Genomic DNA, 15,854 nt, shown 5'->3' with positions numbered 1-15,854 from the left:
GGAATGAACAGCTACGGCATGACAATATGCATATCGTAGCTGGTAGCTTTTTGGATCACCTTATTAATGACCGCGCTGTCAACTGATTTTTCAAAGGCATTTCCCTCCTGGGCGTTTATACCGAATTCTTCGAAAAATGACAGAAACCCTTTGGGACTATGAATATTCAGCCACCGACAAGGCGTATCACCCGCATTCTTAAACGTGTGCAACGTATTGGGCGGTAGATCGATGGATTCACCCGTTTCAACGGTGGTCAGCTTACCATCCTTCATGAATTCCATTTTCCCCTCCAGCACCAGGAAAAGCTCATTATAGCCGGTATGGTAATGCGGTGGCGGGCCGGGCACGTTGGGCGGGGTTGTCCCTTCCACCAGATCAAAATTGCCCAATGGCTGATGTACACTGATTTTGTGCCCAAGGCATAGTAATTCTTTATTCATGATTGATACGAAGTTTATAAGACAACTGTCTCACAAATGTAAATGGACAATTATGGACTTTGCAAATTTTATGAGATATTTGTCTCATGAAAAATGAACAATTGACGACCGGCCGGATCAACCAGAAGCTCGAAACGCGCCACAAGATTCTGGATACAGCCCAGAAACTCCTGGAAACAAAGGCCCTGTTTTCGCTGGAAGATGTCGCTCAGGCGATGGGTATATCCAGGGCAACGATTTACCGCTATTATTCCACCATCGATTTGCTGTGTGCCGAAGCAGCGCTGGCGTTCCGGGTCAAGCAACCGGATGATTTTTTAGCAGACATAAAGGGTATGACTCTGTCTGAGTCTCTTCTTTATGTGCAGGACTATTTTAATAAGCATGCGGAGATTCATGAGCTGGCTTTCAGGAAGTATCTGAGTGTGGTATTAAACGAATCCGTAAAAAAGGGACAGTCAGCGCAGCTCAGAGGAGCCAGACGACCGGCTGTCCTGGAAGCCGTAATGCAACCTCATACACAACGGATTGGCGTCCAAAACTATGACCGGCTTAAACAGATCATCTCAGCCTTGTCGGGAATCGAACCGATGATTGCCAACAAAGACGTAAATGGATTGACGAACGAAGAATCCAATAAGCTGTTGAGCTGGGCGCTGGAGATGATCCTGAAAGGTATGGAACTGGATAGAGCATAGCCGCCAAACTAACCCTCTTTTCAAGCCACGTATACGCTTCGTTTTATCATAAGGTATGAAGGTTAAACTGTCCTTTTTCCTGTACACATCAACCGACAAGCTTTAATAAGAAAGTCTAGTATTCGATCTTGCCTGGTCATAGTCACTAAAAATAGGCCTTGCGAAAGCTTGCTTTGCCAGTATAGCTTCCAGCCACTACGTTCGTTGCAGACCTATTTTCTGGTGTCAAATAACTCTGCAAGTCTACAGGAAGGGCTACCAAATGAGGTGGAGAATTGTGCCGAAAAGGTGGACTATTGTTCCGTCTGGGCCAACAGGCGGAAATTAGTGGGCGAAATACCAAATTCGTCCGCAAAAACCCGGCTAAAATACCTGGGGTCCTTAAAGCCTACCCAATTGGCAACTTCGGAAATGTTGAACCGTGTCGATAGAAGCAACCCTCTGGCTTTCTCCAATCGGAGCGACCGAACGTAGTGAGTAATCGATAAGCCCGTAAGGGCCATCATTTTTCGATAAAGCGTAGTCCGGCTCATGCCCATCTGCTGACAAATTTCGTTAATGGAGAAATGGGCGTTGTTTAATTGCGGCTCCAGTACCAGCCTTAATCTGTGCAGAAACTGATCTTCCAGCGATTCACAGCTCGGATCGATTTATTTGAAGGGAAAGCTGGCTATAATGAATCTGTGGATTCCGTCTTGACTGAAGCAAATCACGAAGAACCACCTTCACTCTTCCCGCTGAAAGGATTTAGTAAGGTAGGTTAACTGAGGTTTGGGGTGCGTAAACACTTTCGGAGTAGTAGGGTAGAATAGCTAGAAGTTGGTACTGTTTGACAGCCTATAGACGCCTAAAACAACGATGTCTTGTCCGGAAATCTTTCGGACATTAAAATGAATTTTAGTCAGGTAACAGAGAAGGTAAAGTTAACCTGGAACGGTATTACTATTTTTCTGCTCGAATCACTACCATACCGCCTGTGCTGTTAAGGCTATGCGATACTAGGTTTTGCTAAGTTAGCTAACCCATCACGCTAAAGGACCGCTCCCACCAAATGGATAGGCATAAAAGTACGCTTGAATCGAACTAATACAAGACTAACAATGGGCCAGCAGGCTGTTGAAAACTAAATTTAACAGTCTGCTGGCTGTATTGCTTTCACCCGCAGTATTTATACGTCTAAGCCATCACGCCTACTTGTTGCAAAAGGCCAATTGTGTCCATGATAATCCGGCTTTCAGAAAATAAGTTGTCTCTAACCACATCGATCACTACGCCCCACACGTCAACTCGTTTATTCGTGGCCGGTATACCCATAAAATCTCCTTGGTGGGTACCCGTCCAGCTAAATCGGGTAACCACCCTTTCCCCTTCGGCAATTTGCTCGTGCACCGTCCAGTTCATGTCGGGAAATCCGATAAACATGGAATTGAGGGCAAATTTCAACCCTTCCCGTCCAGGCCCCTGACCAGGAAAGGGCAGATGTTCAATAAAATCTTCGGCTACCAGCTTGTCCGCTGCCGCCAAATTTTTCTTGTTTATGACTTCTTCAATAAAGGAATTCATAAACTGTTTGTTTTCTTCCAGACTCATGGTAATGAAATTGTTAATTGCTTTTGATAGGTCGAAATAGCTGACAAACAATCAGGGTCGTATAACCCGATTCTGTTATAGCTCTCTACAATCAATGGGTATTCATCCCATTAACTGGATTGATCAGTTAGCTTGTATTGGCTCCAGACCATACTGTTTCATGATGGACAAAATCTGATGCCGATCAGGCGGGCCACCAGCATTAATCACGACTGCCAGTTCGCGAAAGTAAGCTGGACCGATGCTGGCCGGAGACAACGCACAAAGAACGCGCGCAGTTTGGGTATGCTCATTGGTAAATCCATGAATAAGGCCGCGCTTAATAAATAACGTATCACCCGGATTTAACTGGCGGGTTTCTGTATTGTACAGCATAGTCAACTTTCCTTCCAGGACATAGAGCGTTTCATCGACTTCTACGTGAAAGTGGGGAGCTGGTACTTTAGCATTAGGCGGTACAAACATTTCAAACATAACCAGACTACCCTCGGTATCCTGGCCATCCACTAAGAAATTCAACTGTAAACCGCCAATGGTAATCTGCTCTTTATATACGGGAAACATATCGCTAAAATTTTGATTGACCAGTTTTCAACTGGTTAAAAACCGATCACACCTCCGATTGATTGCGAACAAAAAGAGGGCTAAACACGGCTTTGCAAATCTATAGGAAGAGCTGTGGAATTAGGTGGAGAATTGTGTCGAAAAGGTGGACTATTGTTTTAATTGAGCCGAACGACGAAAATTAACGGGCGAAACGCCAAATTCTTCCGAAAACACCCGGCTGAAATACTTGGGATCGTCGAAGCCGACCGAGTAAGCAACTTCAGAAATGTTCAGATTCGTAGTGGTCAGTAAGTTCTGGGCTTTACCCAACCGAAAGACTCGTATGTACTGGGTAATAGACATAGCCGTCAGGGCTACCAGCTTCCGGTGGAGTGTCGTGCGGCTCATGCCTAGCCGCTGACAAAGTTCGTCAATCGATAAATCGGCATTCGCCAACTCGGTTTCCAGCGTCGAGCGGAGCAGGAGCAAAAATTGGTCTTCCAGCGAATCATCTGTCTCACCCGCTGAAGGGCTGGTGGGCGTTAGCTGGAGCGCCAGTTGACTGTAATAGAGCTGCAACCGATGCCGGGCCTGGAGCAGGTTCGTTAATACCAACTGCAATTCTTCCCGCTGAAACGGCTTGGTCAGATACGCATCGGCACCACGCCGGAGACCGCTAATCCGGTCGCTCACGGCGGCTCGGGCCGTGAGTAATACAATGGGAATGTGGCTCGTGCGCTGATCGTTTTTCAACTCGTCGCATACGTGAAACCCGTCTTTCTGGGGCATCATCACATCGCTCAGAATCAGATCGGGTACGTTTTCATAAGCCAAATCAATACCGGTCTGTCCGTTGTCAGCACGGATGATCCGGTAATCGTCTTGAATACAGGTTATGATGTACGTGGCTACGTCTTCATTATCTTCTATCAACAGGAGAAGCGGTTTTTCTTCGGCTAAATCGGTGATCGGCTCAATGGCCTCCATTCGGTCAGAATGAATAACAACCGGGTCTTCAACGAGTTCAGAAACCGGCGTAGCCAGACGTGTCTGGCGTAAACGAATGACAAACTCCGCTCCCTGACCGGGCTGACTTCGAACCGCCAGGCCACCTTGCATCAGCATCATCAACTCCCGCACGAGTGAGAGGCCAATACCGGTTCCTCCGGTTTCAGAAACTGGCTGATTTGCTACCGCATCGGCGGACCGCTGAAAGAAGCGGTCGAAGATCAGCGGCAATTCACCTGGCTCGATTCCAGGTCCGGTATTGCGTACACGAATAGAAAACCAGGACTCATCCGGCTGCCGTATTGGTACAACGGCTTCGTAATATCCCTGACTAGCGAGTGAATCCTCATTCTTTTGCGTAATTACCTGCAGATAAACGTATCCGCCCGACGGGGTAAATTTAATGGCGTTGGTTAATAGATTAGACAGAATATCCTGCAGTTTATCCCGGTCGAAATCAGTTTCCAGTATCTTGTTGTCGGTCTGGAAATGGAGTTGGATGTCCTTGAGTGCCGCCATCGTGTGGAACGACTCGGCGACGTAGCGCGTGAAACGAATCAGATCGGCCTGGATGGGCTGCAAATACATTTCCCCCGCTTCGAGTTTCGAGAGATCGAGAATCTGATTGATCAGCCGCAGCAGATTGTTCCCGTTGCGCTCGATTAGATCACTCGCCCGCCGTACGCTACGCTCCTGCTCACCCGTGACTTTCTGTTTGACCTCAGTTGCCATACCCAGTATAACGGTTAGTGGTGTGCGAAACTCGTGCGAAATGTTAGCAAAAAAGCGCGACTTGGTTTCATTGAGCTGATGAAGGGCATACGCTTGTTGTTCAATAACCTCTTTATCCTGTTCAATACGGGCAGTAGCCTGTTTGATTTCGGCCTGTAACCGGTTTTGCTCCTGTTGGTGGTTCCAGGTACGCCACCTCAGCCATCCCCAGATACCGGCGATCAGTGCCAAAACTACCAATAGTATAAACCAGGCCTGTAGGTAAAACGGTCGTTGCACATCCACCTGAATCGTCAACGTATTGGCCGACCATCGCCCGTTGGCAGCCTGCCCTTTAATCAGTAACTGATACGTACCGTAGGGCAGATTACCCAACCGTAACGACGACTCGGTTTGCCGCGTCCAGGCGTTGTCCAGGCCTTCAAACTGGTAAGCATAAACATTCTTCTCGGCATCGGCAAAGTTCAATAAGGCAAACTCCAGCACCGCCGTCTGGTCGCCGGGGCGAATAACGATTTGATGGGTCTGAGCAAGTTCTGTCGTTTTATCGATGAGCTGATTACTTGATCTGTCGGACTGACGGAATGAAATCAGGCGCATCTGGAGGGAAACCGGAGGCTTTTCCGTTTCAAAATCCCGGGGATCAAACCAGGTAATTCCGTTCAACCCTCCGAAATAGATCCGCCCAGCTGTGTCCTGGAAATGAGCAATGCGGTTGAACTCGTTGTGGGTAATGCCATCCTGCACAAAATACGTCCGGGTAGTCAAGTGAACCGGATCGAAGCGCATTATCCCGTAATCGCTGCTGAGCCAGAGTTTGCCCCGTCGATCAGGGTAGACGGCGTAGATGTTGTCATTGGCTAAGCCTTCGCTACGTCGGAATTGCCGGTATTGGCCGTACTGTTTGTCCCAGCGGATCAGCCCCGCATTGGCTGTGGCTAGCCAGTAGGTTCCGGCCGTATCCTGATAAAGATGCTGGTAGCTATCAGCAGGCAGATGAAAAGTACCCTGACCACCACTCCAATAGCGAGCGATAACCCCCTTTGTCGGGTCAGCCATGTACAATCCGGTCGTCGCACAAATCCAGAATGAGCCCTGTCGGTCGGGAGCAATGTGCAGTATGTGTGACTGGGCGAGTTCAGTGAACTCATTATAGTTTGTAAAGGGCTTGACCACCCGGGTTCTGGTATCAGCCCACATAAGCCCCGTTTGGGTCCCGATCAGCCACCGATCAGGGCCAACAGGATGAAGCGCCCAGATCGTAGAAGCGTTGGGTAGTTTTATCGCGGTAAAGTCAACTGCCGACGGATCATAATGGATTAGCTGATTCCCATTACCCGCATAAAACTTGCCTTGTCCATCCTGCGCCAACCCGTACGCAAAGACACTATTCGTGTACAACTTTTTGAGTAATCCACCTTGCCGCGGAACCGAATAAAGGCCAAATTTCTCGAGGTTGGCAAAGACCTGATCGCCCAGAACAGCAATACCCCGAATAGCGGATACCTGATCGCCTTTGTTGTTCTCCTGATAAATTAACCGGTGAAAATGGTTTTGGGTTAAGTTGACCTGATAGACGCCAAAACTGGTGCCTAACCAAAACTGCCCGTTCGGGTCGCGATAAAAGTAGCGGTTCTCAATGGTTTCACCAGCGGTCTGGTTCGCAATACTCAGAAGGGTTCGATTGGTCGAATCCCGCAAACTGATTCCATCCCAGAGCAAACCAGACCGGTCAACGGGATAGCAGACCGGCCCCATATATCGTTTCATCGATTGCAGCAGAGCCGAGGGCCATTCCCGCCGATGACCCGATTCATCGACACTATAAAACGTATGTTTCCCACCTTTTGCCGGATTATAAACCGTGTAGAAAAATTCAATCCCCGCATTGCGCTGCCCAAAACACCAATTGACGATATCTTGTCCATGTGAAAACTGATGCAAAACCCGGCCATCGGTTGTTAATTCAACAAGTTGGTGTTCGTCTGCAATGGCCCAAACGGTATTGTGAGCGGTAGCCTGAAAAATGCCCAGTGTTTTAAACTGTGGTAAAGTAATCGTATGCAGACCCGACGTTGGATGATACGAAACCAACGTAGCCGTGTGGTAATTAGTCAGGAAAATAGTACCGTTATTACTGCTTACCAGGCTCCACAGATCGTTCAACGGCGTTGAAGGCAGTTGCCCGGCAAATGTTTTATCGAGGGATGTAGCCTTATTTGTTAATGGATTAAAGATTGTAACTTGAGACTGGCCGTTAGGTCCCATGAGCCATAAATTTCCCGTTGCATCCAGGGCAATGGAATGAATGTCATCGAAATCCAGGCCGTTGTGTTCCTTCGTGAACGTAGTGAATGTCTTGCCATCGAATCGGCTGAGGCCAAACTTGGTCCCAAACCACATAAATCCCTGCCGATCCTGGATGATCGCATTGACCTCCCGGTGGGCCAGCCCGTTCTCTGGACCATAGTGTTTTACCCAGGCCACATACGGCTGAGCTCTAACCAGATTACACAGCCCAAGCAAGAGTAGGCCAATGAAAAGACGTACAGTTTTCACGCTATTCGGTAAAGCCGACAAAAAGAGGAAACAGATTGGACTAGTTAACAAAACGAGAACCCAGAGTGAGTTCTCCATCGAATGGCTTTATAAAACCGTTTAGAAACTAGCTTAAAATCCTGCCAATATACTTTCTAATCAAATAAGTCATTTATACAATTTAACCAGGAATTTACAACGCCAGCGGATTCTGTTGGATCTACTATCAAAAAATGCCCAGGCTTTATGAAGTTACTCTTGGTAGTGATCCTGTTTGGTTTACGTTCACTTGGCTCATTTGGCCAGTCGAAACGCACGACCGATCCCTTTCCGACGTATCAACAAATCAAGCCAATTGATTCAGAAATAATCGATTACGTAGCTGAACAGGGTACAGTAGAACGTAGTAGCAGGCAACATCCCGTTAATCTGTTCAATTATCCACCCAAAACCGTTACTTATGTACTCAACGGTAAGTCCACAACCGACGTAAAATTCGTAAAGAGCTTGCTGAGTAAAAAAGAAATTCTGATTGATACCATTACCATCGAACAGGCATCAGATAATGGGAAGCGAATCATCAGAATCAACTACTCAACACAGCTACAAACAGAACAGCCCGAGATCAGATGATTCCGGGCTGTTCTGTTTACCAAAAAATTGATTTTATTGATGATCCATACCGCCACCTTTCTTGCAGCAGCTTGGTAGTTTGTTGTAGCCAACTTCATCGGCGGGTACGTCTTCAGCGTCGTAACCCGTTTTGCTGATGTTTGCTTTCAGCTTTGCTACGTCCGTTTTGGCCGGGTTGTATTTGATCGTTACGACTTTCGTTTTTACGTCTAAATCGGCTTCTTTAACGCCCTTTTCGAACGCCAGATTTCGTTCGATACGTGCTTTACACATACCACAAATGGCCGACGTTTTCAATTTAACTTCTTTCTCCTTGTCGTCGCTGGCGGATGCAGTAGCAAATGAGCTGCCCAGTAGTACTAATGAGGTTAGAGCGGTCAAGAATAGGTTACGTAGCATAACGGTAATTGGTTTATGGTGAATTGATAACGAATTTTTTATTCAGAAGGTGCCTGAATGGGCTTATTAGTGACGCATTCCTTTTGTCTGGCCATGACCCGAATGATTCATGTTTCGCATGGTCATCAGACTGGGAGAAATACGCAAATAAATTTCGCCTGAAACAGGCATTGTGCCGTAGTAGTATTGTAAAAATTTGTCGGGCATGCTGCTGGTCACCTGAGCACCTAAGACCAAGTCGGTGTTGTGCATCTGAGCAATTCGGTAGTTCGTACCGAGCGTAAGACTATGTACCGAGAAGCTGGTTTGACCAATTGGATCAAGTATCCTGATACTCAATTCTTCTAACGACTTACTGACATTCTCGTACCGACCATAAAAAGCAATTTTCTCCCACTGCAAACTACTTTCGGCCAGGAAAGAATTCTCGCCTTCTCCGTCGTGACTGTTACGTCCCCAAACAAAGGCCGACGTTATGTAACGCCCTGGACTCAAGCCCTTACTGTGCAGAACAGAAGCAGTGGTCCGCGTTACATTCTCTTCAGGATGCAAATCTTCGGGGCTGTGAATAAATCCCTGCGAGAACTGCAAAGCCAGTGACGGCGACGGATTGACGGATACTCTATAGGAATAGCTATCAAATCGGGGTTTGTCGAAATCATACCGCTTCTCGTTTGGTTCGCGGCCCGTGAATGAGGAGGCCTCTAGTTTCGCCCATTTATACCGGAATCCGGCGGTTGCTACCCCAAACAGAATATGCGTAGCATCCTGCCAATGGTGACCCAGCGGTGCTTCGGGAATACCAAACGCCGAAATTCGGTGCATGAAAGCGGGCGGTCCAAGGGCTGGTTCGCCGGGGTAGCCGACGTATCCGTACAGGTCGATGTCTTTGCTGATTGCGTGGCTATAACTTACGGACAGTTCGGAAACCAGGTCATGCGGGTGCTGTTTATCAACGAGCGGCTGGCCCTGATAGCTTTCACCCGTCTGGAACAATAACGGATAACCACCATTGCCCACTGTCAGCGGATCGAGCGAAAGCATAGCCCGCACCTGAAGCAGTCCGCGCTGCCCAATGTTACGTTGCGCCATCCCCATAACCCAGTTCGGTGCACCAAATTGCTGGGCATGTCCGCGCTTATCGGCGTTATTTGCATTCTGACTGGTATAGCGCAGATAAACAGCATAATGCAGCATGTAGCTCCATTTGCTTCCCGATGGTATACTCATGTAAGCGTACATGGGTGTATTGTCCGGGTGCCACGACGTACCCGAGCCGTTGCGGTTCATGGATAGATTGCGCGAAAGCGAATGCGTCATTCCCATAGTGGTATCCATCGTAAAGCCGTAATTCATCATGGCTCCGTCGCCCATCAGGCTGTGCTTCTCCATTCCCTGATGCATCGAATGATCCATCGGTTTGGCAGGGCTTGCTTTCTTTACCGTATCGGAGGGCATTTTCATACCTTCCTGATGCTGGTGCTGACCATAGGCTAGTCCATTCACACAAAGTAGCGTACTTACTAAAAATCTGTTCATCAGGTTGTTTCCGTTAATTAGCATTGGTGGTCAAGCATCGTCATGTATCGTGTTTGGCGACAGAATGACCACCAATGGCGAGGTATTATGCGCTGGCCGACATTGACCGGCACTCTTCGGCGCACTTCCGACAGGCTTCGGCGCAGGCCTTACAGTGTGCTACGTGGTCAGCATGTTTCTCGCATTCTTCAGCGCAGGCTTCACATACGTCAGCGCAGAGCGCCATAAAATCGCGCGAAAAATCTGACCCACGAGCATCCAGCCGACCACACATGGTGCAGAAATCGGCGCAGTCGCGGCAAAGTTTGATACAGGCGGTCATGTCGTGTCCTTTGCTATCGCTGTCGTGCATTTCCAGACAGGCTGTCACGCAACGTTCGCAGGCTTCAGCGCACTCAAAACAAGTGTCGACATGTGTGTGGTTGTGTTGTGTCGTTTCCATAACTATCGGTTTTCAGTTTAGCAGACCACCGTTGATCTATCAAAATAACTTCGTCTAGTCGATAGAGTTTTTACATAATTATGGATGAGATTTAATGGTGAATGAGTGAATGGCTGGCACATCATCTCCTAACGGATGGTATTCGCTCATTCTATCATTTACTCGTTCACCATTAAATCCTGTCCAGGCTACGTCGTCCTGCCACAGCCGACTTTTTAAACTGCCCCGGTGTCATATCAGTCACCTGCCGAAACTGGTTCGAGAGGTGCTGAACACTACTATAATTCAAGCGCCATGCGATTTCGCTCAGGGTTAGTTCGTCGTACCGTAGCCATTCTTTCACTTTCTCAATTTTAAGCGCGATGATGTACTTTTCAAGCGTCTGTCCTTCGTGGGCAGAAAACAGACCACTCAGATACGAATATTCATAGCCTAGCTTTCGCTCCAGAAAGGTCGAATAGTTCTCGGTGGCCAGTCGTTCGCCTTTCAGGTGCTGAACTTCATTGATCAGCAACACTTTCATGTGTTCCACCAACGACTGTTTTTTATCGTCGACTAAATCAAATCCGTTGTTCTGCATGGCCAGACGCACTTCGTCAAGCGTTAAGTTTGCTGGCAGATCCGCAACGTCAACTTCGCCCAGCTCAACCCGATTTACCACCAGACCCAGTTTTTCAAGCTCTTCGCGCACGACCCGCTTGCAGCGGTCGCACACCATATTTCGGATAATCAGTGTCATAGTAGTCGGAACGGCGTTAAAGTTGTGGTTTAAAGCGAAAACCTGCGTATACCATTCGGCCCGTAATCGGCCCCCACGCCTGTGTACCGGCATCGAAGTCAGGCCCGAATGGGTTCGATGCCGCGAAAATCGGATTACTCTGGCGGAAGCCCGTCAGGTTTTCACCACCCAGGTAGATCTCCCAGCCACTTCGAAACGCCCGGCTAACCTGCGCGTTGAGGTTAACGAAACCGGGGGAATACACGATTGGTACGTAGGGTGGTTGCTCATAATCGGCTCCTTCGCGTAGATAGGGAATCCGCCGGGAACCGTTCCACTGGATGGTCGCATCAAATTTCCACTTGTCGAATGGGAGCGCATAGGCTACGTTCAGCAGCACCCGATCGCGAGGAATCATCATGCGCGGTAACAGCAACGTATCACCCGAGGGCACGCTCATGCTCTGCCGAACGTCGAAGAGTCGGTACGCCAGCTTTACGTCCAGTCGTTTCATGGGTTGGTAATTCAACTCAGCCTGAAAACTATTCGCGAACGATTTGCCATAGAGATTATGGAAGTGCAGCTCGCGGGGATGTTCCAGATCGACCATCAACTGCTCCCGAAAATCCGTACGGTAATAATCCAGCACGAACGACGCTTTCTGCCCAAACAGCGCAAACTCATTCGTCAGGCTTACTCCATAATTCCACGAGATTTCAGGACGTAGTTGGGCATCGTTAAAGACGGCTCGTGAGCTAACCAAATACCCGAAGTTTTCGGCAAATAGATTCGGCACTCGGAATCCTCGTCCAGCCGACGCCCGCAACGTTACGTTCTGACTAAGGGTATATTTGAGGTGAGCTCGGGGTGTCCATTGGGCGCCAAACAGATTGTGATAATCGAACCGTCCGCCCAGTACCAGCGTCAGTTTTTCAGGATACGTATAGGTGTATTCGGCGAAAACACCCGGTACTGATTCCGTCCGATTGGTCAGTATATACCCTAATTGCTCGCGATAATCATCCAGTAGATAACTGAGACCGGTTTTGTATGCATGATTTGTATTTCCGATAATCGACTGATAAATCAGGTTTGCGTAGAGTGTTCGCTGTTGACCCACATACGGTCGATACCCAAAATTAGCGTTCTGTTCGTGATGAACGCCATTCAGAATCAGACCCAGTCCGTTGTAGGGTTTTTCGGGGTACAACTTCGCCATTTTCGAGAAGAATTCCAGGCGTTTGGTCGTGTTGCCAAAACTATACCGCGATGAACCAAAGCGCGCTAATTGACCGCCGTCGCGATCTTCGTAAAGTGCCTTTACGCCAAACTGCGCCATGAATCGTTCATTGCTGTACTTATACCGATTGATGGCGTTCACTTGCGTATATAAGGGTAAATCCCGAAATCCATCCTTATTCTGATCCAGTTCGGTACGTAGCGTGCTGGCATGCCCTAACAGGCCTACGCTCCACTTTTTGTTCAGCGCTTTCGACCAGTTGGCATTCCCTTCAATCCGTCCGAAACTGTTTACATACCCGTTGATAAACAACTTGTTCACGTCGTCGGGCTTTTGAAGTTCAATATTCATTTGCCCACTCATCGACTCATAGCCGTTTACGACTGAACCAGCACCTTTGCCAATATCAATGCTCGTAATCCAGGTTCCAGGAATGTAATTCAGGCCGAACGTCGTAGCGAGTCCACGTACCGTCGGAATATTCTCGACATTGGTTTGAACGTACTGACCGCCCAACCCCAGAAACTGGATCTGCCTGGCTCCCGTAACGGCATCACTATACGATACGCTTACCGACGCATTGGTCTCGAAACTCTCGGAGAGGTTGCAACAGGCCGCTTTCGCCAGCGTCCGTTGTGTGATGAATTCGGTATGAATCGGATTGACCTGATCAATTTGGCCGGGTGCTCCCGATATGGTTACCTCCTGTAAGGTCCGTTCGCTACGTAGCTTAATTAGTACACTGGCGGCTGGATTAGTAATGGCAAGTGTGTCAGGCTGGTAGCCTACGTAGCTCGCCACGAGTCGGTTTGTTCTCGAATGAACCGGTAGTTGAAATTTCCCGTCGGCAGCGGTCACCGTTCCGGCGGAGGTTCCCAACCACAGAAGTGTGGCGCCAACCAGTGGAACGGGTTTTCCATTGACGACCTCGCTAACACTACCCCGAATAACCGATTGAGCAGCAGACGAATCCGTTAATGGATGTATTGTTTTTGTTGAATCGGACTGAGCCTGAGCAGTCGCAACAACTGCCAGCGCAATCCACAATGAAAGAAATCGCATGAGTTTGTTGGTTTGATGAATAGGTACACCAAGCCGATATCGTAGCGACACCGGTTTGCATCATCAAACAACGTATCAAATAAGCAGACGTTGAACGAGCGTCAGAATATCGCGCCCGGAAAGCGAAGGAGGAGACGGAAAGGCCGAAACCGATGCCGATTTCTGAGTAAAAACCAGTTCGAAAAGCCACGAAAGTACAGACACGAAACCAGCGACAACGGCTTCCGTGATGTTCTTAACCAGCTTGGCAACAAACTGGCTTATCGACGACGAAATATCAACATTCTCATAACGCTGATCGTCCTGACAGCATTCAGTTTTTTTAATCACCGTTTGCTTTGATGGCATAGGCTGCTCATCCGTAGCGCAACTCTGTGACTTAACGTCGCTGAACGCGACAAGCATCGTTTTTTTATGCCCCCGCATCTGGCACGTATGTTCAACCAGACCAAAGCCGGTACTGCTCAGCAGCACGACACAGGCCATTAAGATGTTGAACAATCGGAACAGAGTGCGTTTCATAATGGGACAAATATCTGCATTTGTAGCGATTCAATGCAACTAGTTTGAGTAATCGGCCAGAATTCTGTAAAACTAAAAGGCCATTTTGCAATAAGCTTAGCCCCTAAATCCCCTGGAGGAGACTTTGTTTATGTCTAAGCCAAGTATCCTTCGGGGGATTTAGGGGCTAATTTAATTTCTAAACTGTTTCCGGCTCCGGACTCACCAATTCGCTGAGCGGTCGTAAGTTACGGGCAGCCTCTTCTGTATAGGGAAAGATGTCCAGAATTTTCGTTGTATTGACATCCGTAATTTCGAATGGATCGAGTGCCGTTTTCAGGCTCACTTCCACCCGTTCGTACGCTTGCTTGGGAGTTTCGGCATTCACCAGCATGACGCTCGGTGTTTTCTTCTGTTTTCCCGTTTTTTCGTCGTCGGTAATAAACATCGCCTTGACCTTAAACCAGGTTTCGCCCCCTTCTTCGTTGTGGAAGACATCGGCCAGTTTCATACGCGAAATGTTCGTGATCTCGAAGTCAGGCGTGTTCGCTGCAATCTCCTGATAAAGCCGAGTCTCTGCATCGGTGTAGCTAACGGCATCCACCAAATACGCTTCCGTTACAGTTTTTTGCTTGATAAACTCCTCATTTCGGCTGCCGACATTCGAGTCGTCAACGGGCTGTTGATAGCGGATTTTTCCGAGAAACCAGTTGGGCATTTTTATAAGTTTTGATACGTAAATAGAACATTTTTTGAGGGACAAAGGTGCCGAAAAAAGTGAAGAATGAAGAGCGTAGAGTGAAGAATAAACCTGTAAAATGACTTTTGTTCTTTACTCTACACGCTTCATTCTTCACTCCTTTTTACTTGCCCGATTCGCTTGTTTGATCGATTGTTCAATGTCGTCCCACTGCTCCGACGTAACGTTTTCCAGGTGACTGAACTCGCCCGCCATCAGTACTTCGCCCCCGTCGATGGTGATGGTTTCGCCAGTGATAAAGCCCGAATAGTCAGACAGCAAAAAGGCCGCGAGATTGGCCAGCTCGCCATGTTCGCCAACCCGTTTGAGTGGAATGCGGCTGACGGGGTCCATCATCTTCATCAACGGTTCGGGAAAGAGTCGATCCCAAGCCCCTTTGGTCGGAAACGGACCGGGTGCAATGGCGTTGAGACGGATACCGTATTTACCCCACTCACCCGCCAGCGATTTAGTCATGATCAGGGCTCCGCCTTTTGCTACTGCCGACGGTACTACGTAGCCCGAACCCGTTGTCGCATAAGTCGTCGAAATGTTCAGCACGACTCCCGGAATTTTGTTATCAATCCAGTATTTACCAATCGCCAGGGTAAAGTAATACGTACCGCGCAGGACGATATCAACAATTGTATCAAAGGCTTTATACGAAAGTCGCTCGGTTGGACTAATGAAGTTTCCGGCTGAGTTATTGAGTAGGCCGTCAACTTTGCCAAATTTCTCAATCGTTTGGGCAATGACGTTTTCAATCTCCGATGGATTACGTACATCGCATTGAACAGCCAGTACCTTCCCGCCCGTTTCCTGCATCAGTTCCTGAGCCGTTTCGTCAATAACTGACTGCCGACGACTGCAGATCGTTACGTTAGCTCCCAACTGAAGCAGATATCGGCTAATGGATTTTCCGAGACCTGTACCGCCCCCCGTTACAATAATCGTTTTTCCTTTCAGCGCATCATCGCGCAACATACCTGTGGTCATAATGAGTGAATAATCGAATGAGTTATGGGG

16 protein-coding genes are annotated in these 15,854 nt (G+C 48.3%); 3 read left to right on the top strand and 13 right to left on the bottom strand.

Annotation, left to right across the window (positions count from 1 at the left end; all coding sequences use genetic code 11):
* Positions 1-11 precede the first annotated feature (11 nt).
* A complete protein-coding gene (locus IC230_RS22645; RefSeq protein WP_191041341.1) occupies positions 12-443 on the bottom strand; it encodes a cupin domain-containing protein in 432 nt (143 codons plus the stop codon).
* Between the two features lie 86 nt (positions 444-529).
* Here IC230_RS22645 and IC230_RS22640 point away from each other — a divergent pair, with 86 nt between their 5' ends.
* Positions 530-1,141 (top strand): TetR/AcrR family transcriptional regulator, encoded by a 612-nt coding sequence (locus IC230_RS22640; protein WP_191041340.1) that lies wholly within the window; start codon positions 530-532, stop codon positions 1,139-1,141.
* A 293-nt stretch (positions 1,142-1,434) separates the two neighbouring features.
* On the opposite strand, the gene IC230_RS22635 is transcribed toward IC230_RS22640, so the two are convergent.
* Positions 1,435-1,734 carry a helix-turn-helix domain-containing protein gene (locus tag IC230_RS22635; RefSeq protein WP_223860798.1) on the bottom strand — a complete coding sequence of 100 codons (300 nt, stop codon included), beginning with the start codon at positions 1,732-1,734 and terminating at the stop codon, positions 1,435-1,437.
* A 15-nt stretch (positions 1,735-1,749) separates the two neighbouring features.
* On the opposite strand from IC230_RS22635, the gene IC230_RS22630 reads away from it, so the two are divergent.
* Positions 1,750-1,905, top strand: coding sequence for a hypothetical protein (locus tag IC230_RS22630; RefSeq protein ID WP_191041338.1), 156 nt, complete (start codon positions 1,750-1,752; stop codon positions 1,903-1,905).
* Between the two features lie 412 nt (positions 1,906-2,317).
* Here the strand turns inward: IC230_RS22630 and IC230_RS22625 are convergent, their stop codons facing one another.
* The 3 genes from IC230_RS22625 to IC230_RS22615 form a co-directional block, all read right to left on the bottom strand.
* On the bottom strand, positions 2,318-2,731 hold the full coding sequence (locus IC230_RS22625) for an ester cyclase (protein ID WP_191041337.1): 414 nt from the start codon (positions 2,729-2,731) through the stop codon (positions 2,318-2,320).
* Between the two features lie 123 nt (positions 2,732-2,854).
* Entirely contained in the window at positions 2,855-3,295 is a 441-nt protein-coding gene (locus IC230_RS22620; RefSeq protein WP_191041336.1) for a cupin domain-containing protein, read from the bottom strand.
* Positions 3,296-3,445: 150 nt separating this feature from the next.
* Positions 3,446-7,576, bottom strand: coding sequence for a hybrid sensor histidine kinase/response regulator transcription factor (locus IC230_RS22615; protein WP_317171818.1), 4,131 nt, complete (start codon positions 7,574-7,576; stop codon positions 3,446-3,448).
* Between the two features lie 225 nt (positions 7,577-7,801).
* Between IC230_RS22615 and IC230_RS22610 the strand changes: the two genes are divergently transcribed.
* Positions 7,802-8,188: a hypothetical protein gene (locus tag IC230_RS22610; protein WP_191041334.1), complete on the top strand. Its 387-nt coding sequence runs from the start codon at positions 7,802-7,804 to the stop codon at positions 8,186-8,188.
* Between the two features lie 33 nt (positions 8,189-8,221).
* Here the strand turns inward: IC230_RS22610 and IC230_RS22605 are convergent, their stop codons facing one another.
* The 8 genes from IC230_RS22605 to IC230_RS22570 form a co-directional block, all read right to left on the bottom strand.
* Complete coding sequence (locus tag IC230_RS22605; RefSeq protein ID WP_191041333.1) at positions 8,222-8,587, bottom strand: heavy-metal-associated domain-containing protein; 366 nt, start codon at positions 8,585-8,587, stop codon at positions 8,222-8,224.
* A gap of 66 nt (positions 8,588-8,653) precedes the next feature.
* On the bottom strand, positions 8,654-10,126 hold the full coding sequence (locus tag IC230_RS22600; protein ID WP_191041332.1) for a hypothetical protein: 1,473 nt from the start codon (positions 10,124-10,126) through the stop codon (positions 8,654-8,656).
* 85 nt (positions 10,127-10,211) lie between these two features.
* Positions 10,212-10,568: a four-helix bundle copper-binding protein gene (locus tag IC230_RS22595; RefSeq protein ID WP_191041331.1), complete on the bottom strand. Its 357-nt coding sequence runs from the start codon at positions 10,566-10,568 to the stop codon at positions 10,212-10,214.
* A gap of 172 nt (positions 10,569-10,740) precedes the next feature.
* Positions 10,741-11,307, bottom strand: a complete 567-nt coding sequence (locus IC230_RS22590) for a helix-turn-helix domain-containing protein (RefSeq protein WP_191041330.1) — start codon at positions 11,305-11,307, stop codon at positions 10,741-10,743.
* 16 nt (positions 11,308-11,323) lie between these two features.
* Positions 11,324-13,588 carry a TonB-dependent receptor gene (locus IC230_RS22585; protein ID WP_191041329.1) on the bottom strand — a complete coding sequence of 755 codons (2,265 nt, stop codon included), beginning with the start codon at positions 13,586-13,588 and terminating at the stop codon, positions 11,324-11,326.
* Between the two features lie 75 nt (positions 13,589-13,663).
* The gene (locus IC230_RS22580) at positions 13,664-14,110 is read right to left on the bottom strand and encodes an HYC_CC_PP family protein (RefSeq protein ID WP_191041328.1); all 447 of its coding nucleotides are present in this window, start codon (positions 14,108-14,110) and stop codon (positions 13,664-13,666) included.
* A gap of 178 nt (positions 14,111-14,288) precedes the next feature.
* Positions 14,289-14,807, bottom strand: coding sequence for a DUF4494 domain-containing protein (locus IC230_RS22575; protein ID WP_191041327.1), 519 nt, complete (start codon positions 14,805-14,807; stop codon positions 14,289-14,291).
* Positions 14,808-14,942: 135 nt separating this feature from the next.
* Complete coding sequence (locus tag IC230_RS22570) at positions 14,943-15,824, bottom strand: SDR family oxidoreductase (protein ID WP_223860781.1); 882 nt, start codon at positions 15,822-15,824, stop codon at positions 14,943-14,945.
* Positions 15,825-15,854: the final 30 nt, after the last annotated feature.

The organism is Spirosoma validum (genome assembly GCF_014699035.1).
GTDB lineage: Bacteria > Bacteroidota > Bacteroidia > Cytophagales > Spirosomataceae > Spirosoma > Spirosoma validum.
The sequence above is the reverse complement of the archived record's forward strand: the minus strand, read 5'-3'. Positions and strand labels throughout refer to the sequence as shown.